The sequence below is a fragment of the Vibrio penaeicida genome (assembly GCF_030689305.1).
GTDB lineage: Bacteria > Pseudomonadota > Gammaproteobacteria > Enterobacterales > Vibrionaceae > Vibrio > Vibrio penaeicida_B.
On sequence record NZ_JAUYVM010000025.1, the window covers coordinates 40,372 to 60,558 of the forward strand.

The window sequence follows — 20,187 nt, forward strand, 5'->3', positions numbered from 1 at the left end:
ATTCAAGGTTACACCAAAAATTGGCACAGCCTGTCGATCAAACCACGGACTTCAGGAAGATAGCGATCATCTTGGTGAGTGACTAGCCATTGATCGTGTCCTAACTCATCAATGATGGCTCCGGCTCGAACGAGTGAAGGTTGAGCATCACCAATAAACGTAGGGAGTAAGGCTATGCCTTTCCCTGCTAGTGCCAAATCAAGGCTGTTTCTTGGTTCATTTACCTCGCAAATTACGTCATCGCTTGCATGGCGTTCAAGCCATCGAGCTGACGGAACATCTGCCTGCACTTTGATCCAAGTATCTTGTGCGGAATGCGTCGCGTAGGGTGCAAAGTCTACCCGTTTTAGTTTCCTACAAGCTAACGTTTCCTCTGTTGGTCGAGTATTGCGGATCCCAATAACCACCTCTCGGTGAGTGATATTTAACGTTTTTTCGGTAGAGACAAATCGTAGGCGAATATCTGGCAATACTTCTGACAGCGAATTGAGGTTTTCTATAAGGAATAAGGTTGTCCAAGTCCCTGCGGATATTTTGACAAGAGGTCTATCTGCTTGCTGGGAAGCGGGAGTGGTTAGGTTAAGGATCTTTGCTTCAATGTTGGTGAGTTCTTCAAGCAACTCTCTACCATCGGCTAGAAGCTCGTAACCTCTATCGTGTCGAATAAACAGTTCTTTCCCAATTCCCCGCTCTAGGGCATACATTCTTCTTCCTAACGTTGCCGCGCTACGCTGAGTGGATTTTACGGCAGCAGAAAGCCCGCCTTCGCGAGCCACAGCAAGGAATAATTGTAAATCATTCCAGTCAACATTCTTTTTATTCATGAAAAGAGCCTTTCATTTCACTCCATTGATAAAAAGATGATGAACCGTATTCTGGTATTGAGTCAAGGAAGAGTGATGCTCTACTTGGTTCGTTTATCGATCAAAACAGAATCTTTTGGAGATGATTTAGCAAATCAGACCGAGGAGAGGGAAAGAATGAAAACAACAAAGTTCTGTAAACCTAATAGCTACCACGTATCAAATTCAAAGAATAGAAAGAGATCGACGTTGAAGGAGGAAAATGGTTTCTATGAATTTTATGGCTCAACCGATATTTGCCAATTTTATAGGGTGATCTGCGGTTTATCTCGATTTGTAGAGTGGGTAGTTACGCGTGTTGGGAGACTAAGATCGTATTGGAATAGGAAGTTAGCTTGTTTAAAGTTAGAAAAAACCAAAGAAAAGGCTGCAAAACGCAGCCTTTATAAATGAAGACATTCTCAAAGCATTTACTTTTTCCAACGAGTATAAATTGATCTCGCTAGAGTTTCGTTAGAGAAGAGCATGTTATCCCGATTCATAGCGATGCTTGCGTGGTTGTCGGCTAAAGACAGGTTAGGTGTTGAGAAGTAAACCTCTAGTCTCATTCCGTTTTCTTTGCGCAAACTCGGTCTATCCTTTTCTCCTTCAGGGAAAACAATGTCAATTATGCGGTACTCTTTTTGATTGTGATCTTTCCAATCTTTGACTTCCCATGTTGCCGTAAACCCTGTTTCGCCCTCTGGAGTAACGGTGACGGTGTTATCGTCGCCAAACGCTAGTGTGGTTAAAACAGGGATAGCATGTTGGGTGGAAGAAGTAATATCTCGAAGGTGATAGAAAGTATTTCCCCTAACAAACGAATCATCGATATTTTTGGATGTTCTCCAAAAATGCTGATTAGTCCAAATGGCTAGCTCATCGTTTTTATCGAAGCTTAACAAGTAGGTTGTATTCGTATCGATAAATTCAAACTGATATTGGTCAAAATCGAGAGTTTGGTTTGCAATTGTGTACGGGGTATTTTTACACCCAGAAGACCCGCCACAATAACTGGTTGAAAGTTTGTTCTCAGAGCTAAAGAAAATGGTGTCGAAATGACTGCCCGCGCTATTACGAAATTCACTGATATACATTGGTCTTTTTGTAAGATAAGCATGCAAATTTGAAATAGGTTGAGCAGTGTTTCGTGCCCATTCTTCATAGATAAAGTATGCAAACTTTTTACTTTTTATAAGCAGATTATCCGAGTTCAACTGACTTGAAGTGTTGTCGACAAGAATAACCCCTTTACTTTGGAGCTGGGTGACGAGTGTGAGTGCAGCCTCTCTATTCAAGCTGTCGTGCTGCGCATTGTTAGTAAAGGAGATCGCTATTGTTTGTTTCGCTGCACCATTACTATGCGTGCCTTCTGTAAACGTCCAACTTGCATCAAACGCTTCTTCCTTATAGGGCTTCACTGAAACGGTTTGAGCATCTTTAAAGTGAAGTTCAACCAATTGAAGTTGTGCGTGTTGGTCAACGTCGATGATATCGCGGATGTGGTACCAGCGTTTACCTATTAAATCCGATGCCTTTACATCAGCTTTAGCACCGGAAACGAAATCTTGCTTACTCCAAATCAGAGGTAAATGGTTGATGGAAGAAAAGCTTAATGCAAATTCTGGCGTGACATAGAAGAAGTCCATAGACGTATTTGAGTCAGTGAACGTTAAAGACTTACCCGCTATTTCATAAGGTTTGTCTGTTGCGCCAAATAGAGAGCCATTCATTTTGCCATCTGCAAAATTCGCTGTTTGCAGCAGGTAATCATTGTTGTTGAGTGTTGATACCCAAAACTTTCCAGATTCGAGATATTTCGTTAAGCCTTGGTATTTGTCTTTTCTTTTGACCTTACCATCAGAATCGAAGTCCAGATCCACGCTATCCAGATCTTTACCTTCGTTAACAAGCTTTGCTATTTCTGCCGTCAACTTGCCAGACATTGTGAGCAGTTCGTTGGCATCCGCATCGGAAAGGTTTTCACTAAATTGTTGAGTGATGGCGCGTGCAAACAAATGCGCTTTGGCGGAGTCGTTGTTCGACGTCTTTTTAGCGACATAATCTCCGGTGAAAGCATCTAAAGGAAGGTTTAAGCTTGCAGCTAACGCCGACATATCCATTTTGTGGATTTTTGCTAACGTCGTAAATGGTGTAACTGTCTCCTCACCTGCGCCAGCAATCATTTCATAGGAATGGCTTAGGTAACCTGGAGTGTCTGAGTCCTGAGTTTGACCGGCAATCACTTGTGCAATGATTGGGTAGGCAAAATCAGCCTTATCAATGGTTATCTTTCCAGACGCATCCGTCGTTGTGCTTAGTTGCTCGCCAGTATCACATCGACCATTTTTATTTCTATCAATACACACAGCGGCATTACTGAGGTAGCCGTCGATAACGGTTATCGTTTTACTTGTTGGTGTGGGCGTGGGTTTTTGTACGGGGTTGTTGGTGGAAGAACCGCCACCACCGCATGCACTAAGCAGAACGGTCGCTGCCAGTGTAAATACTGCTTTGTTTAACATAAGCCGAGTTTCCCTATCCGAGGATTTGTTAATAATTAGAGGTTGTTAGAGTAGAAGTAGGCGGAGAATAATATGTTGGGTATTAATATGATCGTAATTAGGGTCTGTTGACCTTTTGAGGCGATTTTTGCAATCAATGAGGTTACTTAGGCATAAAGAGGATGGCTGAGCAGAAGTTGCATTTCATTGAGATTGAGTGAAAACTCTAACTCTGCACTCAATTAACGGTTACCGAACTTTTCATATTGGGTTAGCTTGAGTATAACAATCTGAATTAGTGCGGTTTTAGCCGCCATACTCGATAAGGAGAGAGTTTTGCTTGCTGTTCTACGATTACTGTTAGTTGGGGTGTTTTTGGTCGTTATTACTATATGTGCCTGCCTATACTGCGCTTTTAACCCCAGAAACCCTAAGCATGTTTATACATTTTGCCGTTGGTTTAATCAGCTTCATAAGCTCTTTGGCATAAAGCTGGTACAGCGTGGGTTGGAGAATGCACCAACACCTGATAATAGTGTCTATATTTCCAATCATCAGAACGTGTTTGATTTTGTCACTTCGCCCGGCATGTTGCGCCCAAGAACGGTGACTTTGGGAAAACGGGATTTGTTGTGGCTTCCATTCTTTGGTCAGCTTTACTGGATTACCGGCAATATCTTAATTAATCGTGAAGATAAGTCCAAAGCCCGAAACACAATTAAGCAAGTAGCGGAAGCGATTCATCAACGTGACTTGTCTGTGTGGATTTACCCAGAAGGAACCCGAAGCAAAGGGCGTGGTTTGTTGCCTTTTAAAACAGGAGCGTTTCGCACAGCAATCGAAGCGGGTGTGCCTATTACGCCAATGTGTGTCAGTAATGCTCATAACAAGTTTTCACTCAATCGCATCAACAATGGCATTGTGATTACTGAAATGCTGGAACCCATTGATGTGTCGGATTATCAGCTAGCAGATGCAAGAAAACTGGCGGATAGATGTCATAAGCTAATGAGTGAAAAAATTGCAGAACTCAACAAAGAGGTAGAGCGCTTAGAGGCGTCTAGCAATAATCAGCTTAGTTCAAAACCACAGGTTTAATCTTTACTCAGGTGAATATAATGAAAATACGTACGTTGGCCCTACTTATTGCTACTCACGGAGTTGTCGGGGCGTTGGGTTTTGGTGCCGGTATCTATGCGCTTCCTATTCTTACTGCGCCACCAGCCCCAAGTACAGCTGTGATTGAAGAGAAATCCCTTGAAACACTGTTTACTGCCCAATTTAAAAAAGAACTCAAAGACAGTGATGCACTTCATTGGGGGGAAGGAACCGTTTCTATCGGTTCTGAATTTATCACTCTGGAAGGAGAACTTGCTCCAGGACCGGACTACAAGCTCTATCTTTCGCCAGAATTTGTAGAGACGGAATCGGATTTCAATCGGATAAAATCGCAAATGGTTCAAGTGGGAGACGTGAAAACTTTTGAGAACTTCGTTGTCGAAGTACCAGAAGGCATCAAGCCAGAAAACTTTAATAGCGTGATAGTTTGGTGTGAGTCTTTTGGGCAATTTATTACAGCAGCAAAATACCAATAATTTATCCCATAAATATTTTATAAAAGTGTGCTTATCGCGCACTTTTTTTTGTTTCAATAGGCTTTGGATTGGTTAAGATTAAGCAATATCAAAAGGGAGCACGAAAATAAGTGTTAGTCGAAAAATGGTTACAAATTGATGGGGATAGCCTGTATTGCTTATCCACGCAAAAGGTAGAATCTCAAAAAACACTCGTCCTTATTCATGGTTTAGGTGAGTCTCATCAATGCTTCGCTGATGCCATTGATTGGCTGCCCAATTACAACCTAATCATGTTTGACATGTGTGGCTATGGCTATTCACCTGCTTCTTGCTCTTCCCATTCCACGGAAACGCAAGCAAAACGTATTCTAAAAGCGTTAGATCAAATGGGCATTGATAAATGCTACCTACTCGGGCATTCATGGGGAGGCGACATTTCCACGCTGGTCTGCCAGTTTGATACGAATCGTATCGTTGAGGGGTTCATTAATGCCGAAGGCGGGCTTCATGAAGAGAGCATCATTCTTTCTCAAATCATTGCGGAACAGTATTCGGGATTAACAAAAGCGGAATTCTCTGAGTGGGTGAAAGGTGAAGGGTTCGCAAAACGGTTTACCCTTAAATGGCATCATGGTGCTGGGGTTAAGTATTTGTCCTCGCTTAGGCGTTGTGACCCATTAGTGTTGGGAGAAACGGCGAGTGAGATCTATGCTCAACATGATACTCAGGATAGCCGTGGTGTTGTAAGTTGGGGGCAAATATTCGAAAACCTATCAATACCCACTACTTATTTTTGGGGAACCCAGAGCCTAGAGGGGTGCGAGCGAGCCCTTAACTTTATACAAACCTTAAACAATGTTTCGTTTAAAGGCGCGAATCACTGGGTGCAAAATGATCCATCGCTTTTCTACGCCGAGGTCGAAAAGTTCATTGTGAGCGCATCAAAGAAAAACCAAGAACTATAGATTAGAAACTATACCCACGGCATTTTCTTTGCTGAAGGTCTCGGAAATTATGTTAATTATCAATTACATGTTTGGGTGAGTGTCTGATTGCAGTTCTTTTATAAAACTTTGAAGATCGCGTATAAGTAGCACAGGATGGTTGTCGGTTGTTCAACAAGGATAATACGATGACTATCAATAAGTTAACTATGATGGCTTGCGTTGGGCTTTTGTCGGCACCTGCTATGGCAAGCACTCAACTCGATTACGAAATCGCGAATTGGAAGGGGTTCCAAGACGCAGCGGTGGTACTGGCATTCGACGACTACTCGCCAGGTCAGAAAGTCATTGCGATTCCTCAGCTTATGGAACGTGATATGGCCGCGACGATATTTGTCACCACATCAACGGCGGAATGGCTAGGATGGGAGCCTATCGTTCAGGGCCACAATGCTGGCATTGAAATGGCTAACCATACGGTACTTCACCACGATTTTAACGATGATTACACCGACTGGCAGGGCATAACGCACCCGCCAGTTACTCCAGATCGTTACGATGATGAAGTGAAGTTCGCCTCAGACCGAATTGAAGCGAACACGGGTAAGCGCCCAACAACATTTGCGTATCCATTTGGTAGCTACAATAGCGATATTGCTAAATATCTTCACGACACAGGCTTCATTGCAGCGCGAGCATGGGATCCGGCTAAATATGTGGTGATGCCTTACGACTTTGCTACATGGGAAGGGGCGTATTACTACCTTCGTTCAACCAATGCTTACATTCTTCAAGACTTGGAAAAATTTGAATTTGTCTTGGATTTTGCATTGGAGTCAGGCGGTTTATATATCCTAACTTGGCACAGTATCGTAGGACCAGATGGCGGCGCCGACTGGAGTGATTTGGTTCCGCAAGATGTGTTTGAAAACCAGCTGGATATTGTGAAATCCAAAGACGATGCTTGGGTCACCACGTTCGAAAAAGCAGTGAAATATCACAAGCAAAAAGCGGTTGCGACTGTCGATTTAGTCAGCGTAGATGAAAAAGCCATGACGCTAAACTTAACCGATACCCTAGCCGATGAAGTCTACGACGAGCCGCTGACACTGAAAGTGAAAGTGCCAGCACAATTTGGTGTTAAGAAGGTGGAGCAAGCAGGGCAAGCTCTTGCGTTCAAATGGGATGATCAATCCATTATCTTCGATGCAACACCAGACCGTGGTGAGATAGTTATTCATAATTGGTGATTTTGATTTGAGTATATGGCTTGGTCTTAATGGATCTAGCCTGCTTATCTATCGAGTTCGATGGGCTTAAATAATGCTATAAAGCGTATGAAAAATCCGATAAACACTGTTTATCGGATTTTTTTGTAATTAACCTCAGCTATGAATGACAAAACAATAAAGGGGGAGCTTACCTTCTAGGATGTAATTCTGTTACCAACCAAATGCAGTCGGTGTCTGAATAGTATTGATGCCAAGGGTAGTCATACCTTTGCTCTATGGGGTCACTAATGACGCAGAACAATTCGTGCGTATTCCCTTGCGCTAAAACGATGTCCTCATACAGCGACTCTTTTCGTTCATCTTTGAATTTTTGCATCCTTCCTACACCGACAATCTGAGTGTGATATTCAATAAAATCATCGGTTTCATGGTTGTGAATGGCGCAGTCGGTACGTGATGGTGCGTACCAAAGGTTGACCTTAATATCGCAAACAGGAAGAGGGCTCTGATCGAACGTAGCAATGTCTGGCTGAATAACATTCCCAACGGTTGTAATGGGTGAGCGCCAAAGTGGTACACCATTTAAGCCCTCACCAAAAATGTCACTAGCAAGCTGCCAGCCATCTTGAAGGACCACATTACCAAGGTTTTCTTGAGTCACGACGTTTACAAGCAATACCTGCTTAGCCGAAACAATGGTCGTGTCTTGTGAAACCAATGATTTACGAGGGGCTAAACGAGTCACTGGGTCGCCCGATATGACAATGTCCTCATCACTTACGTTGATGACAATAGTGCGTTCGCCAATGGGGTAAAGTTCGGCAGCTTCGATATAGGCGCCAGTGATATGTTTGCATCCAAAATCAACGTCTGTTTTACGCGCGCATTGCTCATTATGATATTTCATAGGAATAATCTCTGTTACTTGTTGGAATCGATAATGTTTAAATGGATGTAGAGCTGAGGCTCGTCTTCTTCATAGTAAAAGCGGACTTTGTATCCAATGGTGGCGATGTCTTTTTTTCCATCTTGGTTAAAATCAGCCAGCGTTGCGCGAGCAGTCGATTTCTCAAACACTCTGACGACATCGAATGAGTTGCTTTCTAGATCGTTGACCTTTCCGTAAATGAGCCCTGCGGGTGGACGTAAGAAAACACCAATAAATTCGTCGGTTCCATCTTGGTCGAAGTCATGAGTCAGCATGTAGTGCCCTGTCCCAAAACCTTGGGAATCCACTTCACCAAATTGCCCAATGACATTTCGCTGCCAAGCCCCGTCTTTTTTTACGTATGTGGCGAGTTTGGTGCCATGGAAAGGTTCGATTGCTGCAATAAATTTATGTGGGTTACCGTTCACTTTTCCTGGAGCTGGCGTATTGGTTCCGGTAAACCAATTCACGGTTTTGGGTTCATTTGTTACGGGGTTAATGTACGGCGATAGATCCGTTTCCCCTTTGCTCACAGGCTCGATGTGCCATTTCTCATCTCTACCAAAATAGAGCCAATTAATCCCTTCTTGGCTACCCACTAATAGAACATCAAAATCGCTTAGGGCGTCATTTTTCCCTACCCAAGCATCATGAATGACATGGAAATAGCTATCCATAATGACGGTTTTATCCCAAGGCTCTACTTGTTTGGGGTTACTTGGAACTGTATGAATGGCAAGGGGAATTGCAGCGTGAACATTGTGTTGTTTTCCGGTGACGGGCATGGCAATGATTTGGGTCGTGGTGTCTTGCGTAAATTTGCCAACCACAATTCGGTGCATCGCCGTGTGATTACCAATAAGGTGTTTCACCCATGGCTTATCTTGCTCTATACCTTTCATTCTTGGGTTTTCTAACCAAAAGTACGCTCCGCCACCGTTTAACGGTTCATTAACGTCCTTGCCATATTCGTTGCTCATCAAAATATCAATGTCTCCATCACCATCGATATCGACTTTGTTCAACGCAACAGGTGTATCGAGATCCGCGATAACTCTGTGCTTCCACGATTGGTCGCCTTGATCAATCTCGATTCCAGGGTTTTCAAATAAGTATATTTTTGACTTCAGCGGGTATGAATAGACATTGTCATCAATCAATACCTTTGAGTAAGCACCGAGCCCAAACGTCACGATGTCGGGATAGCCATCGCCAGTAAAATCGGCGGATTCAATCATATAGCCATCTTCAAACGTAAAGTCTTTACTGACTAATACCGATTGAAAGTACTCGTCACTGACTGGCACTTCTGGCTCTGTTTCTGCTGCGGCATTGCTTACAATTGCCGACCCCGAAATGGCGAGCAATCCGACGGCAACAATACGGAAAGTTTTAATCATGGTTTTTCCTTGATTCAAGTTGGGCATTAATCCCAGCGCTAAATTTGTTGAGTTTCTTTTTGAAATGAGCCACCCAAACAAAAGGTTTTGCTTGGGTGGCGATAGCATTGCTTTTTCTGTTATGGGAAACAGCGGTTACTTATACGTGACCTGCAATGTGTAGTTAGGCGCATCTGCTAGGCTGTAAGCATCTTGGTGAACATCACCTGCCACAGGCGTAAGCGTTTGAAGTGATTGATCAAAGAACACTTTCACAAACGATGTACGAATGCTGTGGTTGTAGTACCAAGCGTTTGATTGGCTGTTTGCAAGCGCTTCTGCGTTTGCTTCATCTGATCCAACGTTGATAAATTCAATGTGTTCATCAACGGAAGGTGAGATGTTCGCAGACACCAATTTGATGGAAGATAGTGGCTCGGTTGGGAAGTCCGGATCATCTTGAATAGCGACGTAGTAGTGATCTTCCAGTGGAGCATAGTTGTTGTGCAACCATGCTAGGCTGATGTCACGCTGCTTATCGTTGACAAAATGATGGTGGATACGTGTTTTTCTGAACTCACTGTTGGCCAACGGATCCGCACCTTGCTCGACCAGACCTTTCGGAGCGGACGAACGGCTTTCCCCATCATCATTAAACATGATGTATTCCGTTTCTTTACCCGGATAGATGTTTAACGTCACCGGGTTCATCTGGTGGCTTTTGTTCAGTTCGCCAACATATTGCTCAAGCTCAATGGTTGGTAGAATAGCCCCTTCGCGAACGTAGATAGGCACAACGAAAGGTACTTTGTCTGGCGAAGCACTGATTTGAGCGTTGTAACCGATGATCTCGGTTCCGCCTTCAACGGCTGCCGACAACGGCTGAGTATTGTTTTTGAATGAATACCAACGGCTGCCACTCGGTACGTAGATATCGCGATAGCCATTCGAACCTGTGTTTTCCTTTTTAAGGACCGGTGCAATTAACAAGCTATCCCCAACCATGAATTCGTTGTTGAGATATCCCGCTTTATCGTTGTATAGCGCGTTGTCATGCCCATCGGACACGATAAGGGGTTTCACAATGGGTAAGCCGTCCAGTGTATTCTTGAACAAACCATCGTAGAACACCTGCATCAAGCGGTAACGCAATTGAACGTAGTACTGCGATATGGGCAGTACAGCTTCATAAAGGTATTTTTCGCTTGGGCTAACCTGATCGATAACGTCTTGGAATTTGTACGGTTCTTGGAATTTCTTAGTGCCTTTACGCGAGTAATGGTTTCTAAACCAAGGTAGGAATGCACCTGCGCCAATCCAGCGGCTGAACAATTCTGGGTCCGCCCACTCTTGTGCGGTGCCGTTTGCAGGCTCAAACCCACCAATGTCCTGACCAGACATACTTTGACCCGCCATGCCCAATGCGAGAACCTGCGAAATATTGATTTGCAGGAAGTCCCATTCAGACGCGTTATCTCCAGTCCAAAGCGCTGCAAAACGGTGCATGCCTGTAAACCCACCACGACCAACGATAAAGTTACGCTTGTTGGCACGTCTGGCTTCGATGGTCAGAGATTGCTCAAGAATGGCTTGGACTTCAGCTTCGTACTGCTTGAGCGACTTAGGAAGTGCGAGCTTAGCTTTGGATGAAGAAAGCACTTTATACAGCTGGTGGCTTGCATCAATAAGTTCTAGCTTCTTATCTTTCACAAGCGCGTTAATGATGTTTTGCGATTCCTCTACAGTTATCCCGCTTTCGCCAACCGTGGTAAAGCTATACGGGTTGATCAGCCATAGCGTGTTCAAACCATGGTACGTCGCTTTGTGCAGGTTGTATGAGTACAAGTTTCTGATCGATGCAGCTGGGGCTCGGTCGCCTTTCGCCAGTCTTTGCTTAGCTTTGCTGGATTCGCCTTCGTATTTCTTCAACGAGTTATCGGAGACGAGCTGCTCGAAAGGCAACGAACGGCTGTCGCCCGTAATTTTGTCTGGAATACGCCAGTAATCATCAGCGCATGGTGCATAGATGTATGTGTTTTCTTGTTCACTTGGGTCAGGGATTGCTGGCGTGGTCATGTCTTGCCAAACCATCTCTAATCCACGGGAGTAGAGTAGGCGGTACTGTTGTCCCCACCACTGGCGTACTTCTTTACGTGCAAAATCTGGGTAGTGACCAAATGTTCCTCGCTCACCACCGTAGTAAACACCGCCTTGATAGAAAATTTCGCTTGCTTCAGAGTTTGAGCTTCCGCCGTTGATTTGGTCGGCAGAGATAAACAGCCCGTTTTTGGCGCCACTTTCAAAGGTTTTGTAGTCGAAGTTGACGTAACTGACGACTGGAGTAATGTTTGTACTGCATTTGATGCCGCGACCAGCAAGGGTATCAAATGTATCAGCAGGGAAGGAATCTTCGTTCATGGTAAACGTACAATGGTTAAATTGAACATCGACGTCGACGTGTAACCCATCAAGTGGAATGCTGTTCCCACGATAGCCATTGGTCACATCTTCAAGGTCGCCCTTGTTCATATAGCCATAACATCCTTGTTGGTTACCCAAGCTGTGGCGAGGTTTTAAACGCGTTTTACCTACAAAATTATAATACTGTTTCAGTACATCTTGTGTATCTTCACCAAGGTAGAAGTAGTAGTCGAGATCGCCGTAAATACTACCAAACAGATATTCTCTGTTGTAATTGTAGCTACCCAAATCAAAGAATGTTTCTGATAAATTATCGACAAATATTCCGTAAACGACTTTTTTGTCATCATAGCGGTTTGTTTCAAGGAAAAACGGATTGGAATCGTATAATGGTTCTCGTATATCTTTTGGTCCATTATTATATATTTGTCTATAACGCATATTATCAAAATTAAAATACGTTAGCCTACTTCCGTTTCTAATGAGGTTTTCGCCTCCCTTTTCACCGAACCCAATATATTTCGCCTTTTCTGGCATTTCCTTCGCTTGAATAATTGAGTATTCTAATTTCTCGCCAAGATCATCTGAGTATTTTACTCTCTTGCGGTAGTAAATAGAGTTGAATGCATCTTGGTGTGCCAGAATATAATCGCTGCCATCAAACTTATAGACCGAAAGCTGATATGGATTTTTCTTGATAACCAGTTTCATGGTTGCGATGTTTGTTGCAGAATCTTTAGCGAACACCGTAAAATCTATGCCTGTCTCTTCAATCTCTAAAGCAGGTGAAGAAAAACTGCTGCACAGTTGTTGCTCACTATCCATAACGATGGATCGGGAGTTTGCTTTAGGGTAAAACTCGGCGTTTTCTGCGAGTGGGTGGAACCTTAACCTGAATACCGTCGGGGTTGGGAAGCTAATCAGAATGGCACAAGGAGTGCTTTCATCGGTTTCAAACTTAAGCTCGATGCTGTTGTCCGTTGGCTGGTTACAGCCTAAAACGAAGCCGAGTGTAGACCAATCTCGATAGGTTTGAATCTGCCCATCATCTTCAAAGAACTCTTCAACGGTTTTAAATTCAAACTTATCGGAAGGTTCATACTTACCTTCAAATTTTGACAGATTATCCGTGTTAACCGATAACGATTTATTATCTTCTTTATTTTTTATAAATAGATCGTTCTCATCTACTTTTTTATTCATATTTAATTCCAACTTAACGAGTTTATAGTTTGTATCGCAAATATTATCTTTGACTATAATTAGATTTATATACAGGTGAAGATATTTGCTGGAATAAGAGTAGTAGACTTTTTTACAGTGGGGATATTATTTTAATAAAAGTTTTTGCTATTTAATATTAGTATTTCTTTTCTATTTTTTATTTGAAATTAATATTCGATTATGTTTTGGGATTAAAATACAAGTTTATAATTAATGTAATTTGATTGAATTAAGACAATAAAAGCTGTACTTCTTTTAAGTTTCTTGCATGTTCGAATAGTAAAGAGTTGTGAGGCGCAGGGTGATAGCCTGATAACCAAATGGCTTTCATTCCGGCATTTATTGAACCTTGTACATCGTTTACCGGATGATCACCAACGTAAATGCATTCGCGCGTAGAGTAGCCAGCACTTCTCGCTGACTCTATAAAAATTCGGCTATCCGGTTTCTTATAGCCGGTCTTTTCAGAGCTTATTATTTGAGAAAAATGGTGTGAAAATGACGTAGCGTGTGCTGTGCGTTGACGGCTCCATTCTTCTCCATTTGAAATTATACCTAAGTGGAGGCCTTTTTCCTTGAGTGTGGAAATCAGTTCATGTGCATGGTTCATTTCAACGGCACATTCAGGAATGTTGTCTTTCCAAAACTGCTCGATTTCAATGGGAAGAGGAGGGGAGTGCCAGTTCAGTTGCTTGGGGAGTTCATAGGCAATGGCGGTGTAGATCCGTTTGTATGGAGAGTCCGGTTTCAGGTAGCCACCATTATCCAGTGTTTTAATCAATGAAGATATTTTATCTTTATCACTCTCAACTAATTGCTCAGAAAAATGGTCATAGAACTTCAGAGCAAAGCGATCGATACTCGCATTTCGATCAACGAGGGTGTTGTCTAAATCAAAGTAAACCGCTTTAATCATTTCTTATCTACGCCTCTCTGAGCCTTCGCTTTTTCAGCAAAGCGATGCAATCTAACCATTTGAAATCAATAATGTAAATATGATTGTTTGGCATAGGCTGAGAATACATTTCTGAATGGCTAAAAAACACCCCAAAGTCAGTGTCTAATTGGCGCTGAAGACGATATCCCCGTAATAGGTTTCCGCTTTTGATTGGCTGTTGTCGGTGTCGGTCATAATGGCGACAACATCAATGTATTGATAGGCTTTTTGATTCGCTTTGTCGCTGCCTTTGTCGCCAACGTAAGTAATGAGATCTTGGTATACGTTGCGTTTCTCACTATACCAGTGATGAGCCTGTGATTTGACTCCCTGCACGGAGAGCATTTTTACTTTTGAACCGACGTACGCATTGTCCCAAACCTCTCCCTTATCCTGCGAACTGGACCATACATAATTAAGGGATTGGGTTCGCCAAGCCATTAACCCTCCATCAATAACCACATAGAGCCGAGCGGCGTAGTCGTCGCCATTTTTTGAACGTTCGTCCAATTGAGGGAGCTTCTCTTCTACTCGCCAACTCCAATTTAGATAAGGCGTTTCAAGGAGATCAACTTGCTTCGCTAGAATTAATCCAGATGCTGTACCCTGACTAACCGCTCTTAACACTTTTTCATCGTCCAGCTTCACGGTTTCGTAACGTGTTTGACCTGAAAAGGACTCTTGTTCCCACTCTTGCGTATTTCCGTTGGTTAGCAATACTTGGCTCGTTTGAGCACATAGCGATGATGCCCCTAGCCCCATAAACAAGACAAATACGACAGTACCGACTGGATATACATTGGATATATTCATCAACACCGTTTCCTTACTTTAACGATTACTCATTGATACGGCGTACTGAATACCCATCACCTTTCGATGCGGTGAGATCGACTATGATTGGCTTTCCACCATAACCATGTACGTTGCATTTTGCTCTTACGGCCACCTTGGTAATAGATTGAGGTATTTGAATGCCACACTTACTGCGCGTAAAGGGCTGCTCATTGTCATGAGGGTGGGCGAGGGGGCGAACACCCAGAACATTGCCTTCCAAATCGATGACTTGCCATTCGTCGGCATAATGCTCCCAACTTTGGTCGTTGTGTCTTACGGTTGTGTGAAAACACCAACTTTTGTTTGCATTTTGTACCGCCTTCACCTGCTTAACTTGCGCATAATTTAATGAGGTTGAGTAATTGTTTAAATCGAACGCAAGTGAAAAAGGTGAGAACAGCGTACTTAAAGAAAGGAGGAGTGAGGTGCGTCCTAAGCCCAATAAATGCTTCATTTTGAGTCCTATGTTTTTGAGTTGAAAATGGTATCCATCCATAAAGACCGCCAACGAGCGACTTTTGCTTCAGCAGGTAGAAGATGAGGTGACGTAGGTGTGATCTTGATGCGTGATTTGTCTTTCGCGAGTAATAACGATGCGTTCAATGCCCCTTTGGTTGCGGTATCTGTTTTATACGTTACTGCAAGTAATGCGTCACAGTGTTTACACAACCAAAAGCGAGCCACTCCAGAACCTTGGGTTATTGCCATTAAGCTAGATGTCGGGCTAAGAATTAGGTTACCCAGCGGATCGGATAAATACGCTGCATTGCGGGGCAAGCAGAATTCACATTGGCAAGCCCTTGCTTCATAGTTTTCTAGTGGCTGGCTCAGCACAATCTCTGCTGAGCAACGTCCACAATCACATTTACTGATGTATTCCATTGCGGACTCCGGGTTCATTAGGAAAGTATCGCTCCGCTTAGCCAAATAACGTCGACCAAATACTAGGCTTCTTTTTGTCGTGGTATTCTTTTCTCAGGTCGTCTATTTCTCTCAGTATCGTTTTCGCACCGTTAAGGTCATCATTATCTAATTTTGATTCGAGCCTATCAACAGCATCTGTGAGCTTGGTAAATCCGCTTTGGAAAAGTTCTTCACGCTCTGGTGGGAAGCTCGCATTTGCAGATTGTAAAACGAGTTTTTCAAATTCTTCGATAGGTGCTCTCATCTCTTCTACTGAGCTTGCTTCCGCTGCCTGGTTAAAAGCCAGCTTCATTTGCTTCATGTTGGCTGAAAGGTCAGATTTAGCGACTGCGCTAAATGCGACGAGAGAAGTGAATAATATGATTGCTGATTTCATTGCTTATCCTTTATTTTTAAAAGGGATTGTAGCCTATGTATCATTCTCTGGATATGAAAAAGCCGGCGGATACCGGCTTTGAATTTTAACTTGAGTTAGCTTAACAATTTCATGCGGTTAGGCATGAGAACAACGTTACACTCTAAATCATGGTGCGAATTGTTTATAGCTTGAGAAATATTTATGGCTTGAGAACTATTTATGACTTGAATAGTACAAACGTTCTAAGAATGCGTCTATGTGCTCTCGCTGCGTGGCAGGGTTCATAAAGACGGCTTTTTCACCTGGGATGTAAGAATAAATCCCTCGTCCTACATAATTAGAACGTGAAATAAATTCTACCCAGTTGGTGTATAAGCCCGTTTTGCCACGGTTGTTAAAGATATGGCGATGGAATTCACTATTGTGTTCCATACGCGCCTTTATCGCTTCATTGTTGGTACTGTGGCGTTCTAACTCAAACTCTTCATTCGCGTCTTTAACAACATTGCGGTCATACAAGCGGAACGTCACACTAGGGCCTTGGTTTTCCGGCACCACGACCTTGCATGCTGAGTCTTTCATTAACTGATGGCGCATGTAGTTCGCATTTTGTAGGCTGTGGGCAATAAGCGTCTGATACCCTTCTAAGCCCATGTATTTGAGTGCTGAATAAGCGCCAAACAAGCCCGTCGCACCACGAGAACACTCTATAGTGGACTGAAGGTGAGTGTCTTCTTGTAGATCGTTTTCAAAATAAGAGAAGTTTTTAGGATCGTTTTTAAGCGCGTCCATGTCTTTCTTGTTTTTAATCATCACAAGGCTAGACGTGTAAGGAACATAACCCCATTTCTGGAAATCGACGGTAAATGAATCTGCGTATTTCAGTTCACGCATACGAGCAGCCACACTTTCAATACCGCTCAATGTTGCTTCGTTAATACCGATTGGGTTACCAGCAAAGTCATAGTCTATGAAGAACATCATCGACCAGCCTACAGCGGCGTCCACATGAATATGCGGTTTTACTGCGATGTCGTATTCCTTGCACAGGCGTTCACGAAGGTCATACACCGGTTTAACCTGATCAATTGCAAAGGTATCGGTTGTACCCATCGTCAGCATGATGGTTGGAACCACGGTATTCACGTCGAAACATGCGCGCATGCTGCGTTCTAGATCGACCAAATCAATTTCGTGGCTTTCTGTTACCTTAATTCGAATAGTCTTATTGGTGATGTCGATACCAAGCAGCGAAAGGTTAGTCATATTGGAATAGTGACCACCTTGTGAGTTCAAAATGCGGTAGTCGCGAGTGGAATCTAGCCCTTTATAAATAGCCTTAGGTAATGATTTTCGAAGACCAAGCAAATAGCCGTATAGGTTGCAGAATGTGCCGCCTTGGGTGAAAAGCCCTGTTGATTCGTTTTGATCGTAACCGACTACGTTGGCAATCTGGCGAACCACATTTTTTTCTAGCTGTTCTGCCATTCCAGCGTATTCACTGTAAACCAAATTAGGGTTTGCGAGCGTTCCCATCATTGCGCCATAAATCGCGGGATCGGATGGCATGGTAATAACATTTTCAACGGAAGAGGGGTTTTCCCAGTCTTTTGATAACGCTGCTGCAAATGCCAGTACGTCGTCTGGCTTTCCTGTTGGCTTCATGCGGTTTGCGGGCACATGGTTTTGATTCAGCAAAGCCTCATGAAGTTCAGAGCTATTGGAAAATGCACCCAAACGTTCGCTTGGTTGAAGGTGTTTCGAACGAAAATGATTAAGAGCGGCAAAACCAGGATCTTTATAGACTGGCCACAAGTTTTCGTCGCGAGAGAAGAAATCACGAAATACTTCGTTATATAGCTTCGTAAACTCTTGAGTGGTGTGGTTTGCTTGTGCGTCATTCAACAAAGAAATGTCCATAGTATCTATATCCTTATGGAAATATTTTGTTACAAGAAGAAAGGGCATCATTTCTGATGCCCTTTTGTTTATTGAACTTTAAATTGACCGACTAGATGTTCTAGGTGGGCATTGGATTTTGAGAGTGACTGTGTCACGGATACCGTGTCTTGACCGCTCGAAACAAGCGACTCGACGATATCTCTAATGGCGAGCATGTTGCGTGAAATTTCATCTGAAACGGCGCTTTGTTCTTCAGTCGCCGTCGCAATCTGGCTGCTGATGTCGTCAATCTGATTTACTGAGTTAGAGACAATATCCAAGCTGCCAGAAACCTCTGACGTCTTTTCTGCTGTGATCTTACAGCGCTCTTTTGTCGTCTCCATCGCGTTTACGACTTTGTCGGTGCCATCCAGAAGGCGAGTTAGCATGTCTGAAATTTCAGTGGTGCTGTTTTGTGTTCGAGCAGCGAGGGCACGAACTTCATCTGCTACTACAGCAAAGCCTCTACCTTGTTCGCCTGCACGTGCGGCTTCAATCGCAGCATTAAGCGCAAGAAGGTTTGTTTGTTCAGAAATGTCGCCAATGACGGAAAGTACCGCACTGATTTGGTTGGCATCGGTATTCATTACTTGAATGCGCTCTGCCATTTCTTCTACTTCGTCCACTAAAGAGCGAACAGTTTGAACAGCATTGTTAACCACGGCTTTTGAATTGTGTGCTTCAGAAGCGGTGGATACGGTAACTTGAGAAGACTGCTGCACACTTTCAGCTACGGAACGCGCACTTTCGCTCATCTCAGTAATAGAGGTAACCACTTGTTCGGTTTCTGCCGAATGCGAAAGCAGCATTTGCTCGTTCTGATTAGCCGATGTGGTGAGTGTTCGGATTCCTTCAGAAATTTGAGCGCTAGATTGAGTAATCTCGCCAATCATGTTTTGAAGGTTAGACACGAACTTGTTGAAGCCTTCAGAAATCTGACCTAAGTCGTCATTTTGGTCGACCTTAAGGCGTGCTGTTAAGTCACCATTTCCATTTGAAAGATCCAACACTGCGGCTTTCAAGTGATCTAATGGTCGGAACAACTGGTTAATTACAAAGAAGATAATGATGGTTGAGATGGCTAGAAGCAGCAGCCCAACAAAGATCGATGCTTTCACCGCGTCGTTGACATCAGATAATGCGGTACTCTGATCGACAAAGACCATAAGGGTCCAGAAGTTGTCGTTATCTACCTTAATGCGTTGGAAGTAACCATCAAAGTCGATGCCTAAGTAAGGGAATTGAACCAAACCATTTTGACCAGAGCGGAAGCCATTTTCGATCACTTGGAAAGTAGGGCTAACTTGAGAAGGTGTTCTGCCAATATCGCTAGGGTCATCACTCGCAAAAAACTTGTGGTTACGATCAGACAAGGTTGCAGCACCACCAGCAAATCGCATAGAACCCACTTGGTTAACAATGCCATCCAGATTTACGTCACCGATCAGCACAGCAATTAATTCACCGTTTTGATAAACCGGTGCTGAAATACTCATGACTTGTTTTTTGGTGATGATGTCTTGATAAATATCACTGGTGATGGTTTTTCTGCTCTGCACCGTATCGGTAAACCAAGGGCGGGTTAGATAGCGGTCGGTCACTTCTTTAATGCCGCCGTCATCAGACATGTAGTTACGGCCGTCGGTGTAGGCAATCATTATTGCCGAGATCAAAGAGGTTTCAGAGAGAAGAAGAACTCGGTCTATGTTTTCTTTATCGCTCAAATCCTTACTGAAATGCAAAGCCCCCTGATGGATGGTTCGAATTTTCGATTCCATCTCGTTTTCAATTTCTTTGACGTGACTGTTCAGTTTTTGCTGAGTGGCATTTTGAAGCCCAGCAATCATTTCGTCTTTAAGGTTGATGATACTAATCGTTGCCAAAATTGACAGAGATACCGCTACCAGCAAGACAACACTCAAATTTATTCGTGCTTTAAAACCTAATCGCATAGCTACCCTCACACGTTGGTACGTAAATTTATTGTTAGTCGAAAATAGAGCTATTCACGGAAATAAATTCCGACAAACGTAAGTTCACTCAGTGTTATGTATTATTAGTTTTATGAATACCGAGTTAATATCCGGCGGATTATGACATACTAATAAAACTATCTATGAGCTTTTTCTAGGTTGCATA

The 20,187-nt window shown here is 43.3% G+C and carries 16 protein-coding genes; 4 read left to right on the forward strand and 12 right to left on the reverse strand.

All coding sequences use genetic code 11. The annotated features are described in order from the left end of the window. Positions 1-8: 8 nt before the first annotated feature. Both Q8W40_RS25625 and Q8W40_RS25630 read right to left on the reverse strand, forming a co-directional pair. Positions 9-824 carry a LysR family transcriptional regulator gene (locus Q8W40_RS25625; protein ID WP_305401311.1) on the reverse strand — a complete coding sequence of 272 codons (816 nt, stop codon included), beginning with the start codon at positions 822-824 and terminating at the stop codon, positions 9-11. 449 nt (positions 825-1,273) lie between these two features. Further along, on the reverse strand, positions 1,274-3,367 hold the full coding sequence (locus tag Q8W40_RS25630) for a hypothetical protein (RefSeq protein WP_305401313.1): 2,094 nt from the start codon (positions 3,365-3,367) through the stop codon (positions 1,274-1,276). Positions 3,368-3,682: 315 nt separating this feature from the next. Between Q8W40_RS25630 and Q8W40_RS25635 the strand changes: the two genes are divergently transcribed. The 4 genes from Q8W40_RS25635 to Q8W40_RS25650 all read left to right on the forward strand — a co-directional run bounded on the left by Q8W40_RS25635 (position 3,683) and on the right by Q8W40_RS25650 (position 7,117). Continuing rightward, positions 3,683-4,444, forward strand: a complete 762-nt coding sequence (locus tag Q8W40_RS25635) for a 1-acylglycerol-3-phosphate O-acyltransferase (RefSeq protein ID WP_126608943.1) — start codon at positions 3,683-3,685, stop codon at positions 4,442-4,444. A 20-nt stretch (positions 4,445-4,464) separates the two neighbouring features. After that, positions 4,465-4,941 (forward strand): DM13 domain-containing protein, encoded by a 477-nt coding sequence (locus Q8W40_RS25640; RefSeq protein ID WP_370693433.1) that lies wholly within the window; start codon positions 4,465-4,467, stop codon positions 4,939-4,941. A gap of 110 nt (positions 4,942-5,051) precedes the next feature. Next, complete coding sequence (locus Q8W40_RS25645; RefSeq protein WP_305401315.1) at positions 5,052-5,888, forward strand: alpha/beta fold hydrolase; 837 nt, start codon at positions 5,052-5,054, stop codon at positions 5,886-5,888. A 167-nt stretch (positions 5,889-6,055) separates the two neighbouring features. After that, entirely contained in the window at positions 6,056-7,117 is a 1,062-nt protein-coding gene (locus Q8W40_RS25650) for a polysaccharide deacetylase family protein (RefSeq protein WP_305401317.1), read from the forward strand. A gap of 169 nt (positions 7,118-7,286) precedes the next feature. On the opposite strand, the gene Q8W40_RS25655 is transcribed toward Q8W40_RS25650, so the two are convergent. The 10 genes from Q8W40_RS25655 to Q8W40_RS25700 all read right to left on the reverse strand — a co-directional run bounded on the left by Q8W40_RS25655 (position 7,287) and on the right by Q8W40_RS25700 (position 20,000). After that, positions 7,287-8,006, reverse strand: a complete 720-nt coding sequence (locus Q8W40_RS25655) for a hypothetical protein (protein ID WP_305401318.1) — start codon at positions 8,004-8,006, stop codon at positions 7,287-7,289. A 14-nt stretch (positions 8,007-8,020) separates the two neighbouring features. Continuing rightward, positions 8,021-9,427 (reverse strand): hypothetical protein, encoded by a 1,407-nt coding sequence (locus Q8W40_RS25660; protein WP_305401319.1) that lies wholly within the window; start codon positions 9,425-9,427, stop codon positions 8,021-8,023. A 135-nt stretch (positions 9,428-9,562) separates the two neighbouring features. Further along, complete coding sequence (locus tag Q8W40_RS25665; protein WP_305401320.1) at positions 9,563-13,030, reverse strand: TIM-barrel domain-containing protein; 3,468 nt, start codon at positions 13,028-13,030, stop codon at positions 9,563-9,565. A gap of 250 nt (positions 13,031-13,280) precedes the next feature. Then, positions 13,281-13,967: an HAD family hydrolase gene (locus Q8W40_RS25670; RefSeq protein WP_305401322.1), complete on the reverse strand. Its 687-nt coding sequence runs from the start codon at positions 13,965-13,967 to the stop codon at positions 13,281-13,283. Positions 13,968-14,111: 144 nt separating this feature from the next. After that, positions 14,112-14,801 (reverse strand): DUF3047 domain-containing protein, encoded by a 690-nt coding sequence (locus Q8W40_RS25675; RefSeq protein ID WP_305401323.1) that lies wholly within the window; start codon positions 14,799-14,801, stop codon positions 14,112-14,114. Between the two features lie 25 nt (positions 14,802-14,826). Further along, the gene (locus tag Q8W40_RS25680) at positions 14,827-15,279 is read right to left on the reverse strand and encodes a hypothetical protein (RefSeq protein ID WP_305401325.1); all 453 of its coding nucleotides are present in this window, start codon (positions 15,277-15,279) and stop codon (positions 14,827-14,829) included. A gap of 8 nt (positions 15,280-15,287) precedes the next feature. Continuing rightward, positions 15,288-15,707, reverse strand: a complete 420-nt coding sequence (locus Q8W40_RS25685) for a hypothetical protein (protein WP_305401327.1) — start codon at positions 15,705-15,707, stop codon at positions 15,288-15,290. A gap of 37 nt (positions 15,708-15,744) precedes the next feature. Continuing rightward, positions 15,745-16,125: a cytochrome b562 gene (locus tag Q8W40_RS25690; RefSeq protein ID WP_305401329.1), complete on the reverse strand. Its 381-nt coding sequence runs from the start codon at positions 16,123-16,125 to the stop codon at positions 15,745-15,747. Positions 16,126-16,320: 195 nt separating this feature from the next. Then, complete coding sequence (locus tag Q8W40_RS25695) at positions 16,321-18,027, reverse strand: pyridoxal phosphate-dependent decarboxylase family protein (protein WP_305401330.1); 1,707 nt, start codon at positions 18,025-18,027, stop codon at positions 16,321-16,323. 68 nt (positions 18,028-18,095) lie between these two features. Next, entirely contained in the window at positions 18,096-20,000 is a 1,905-nt protein-coding gene (locus tag Q8W40_RS25700; RefSeq protein WP_305401331.1) for a methyl-accepting chemotaxis protein, read from the reverse strand. Between the last annotated feature and the right edge of the window lie 187 nt (positions 20,001-20,187).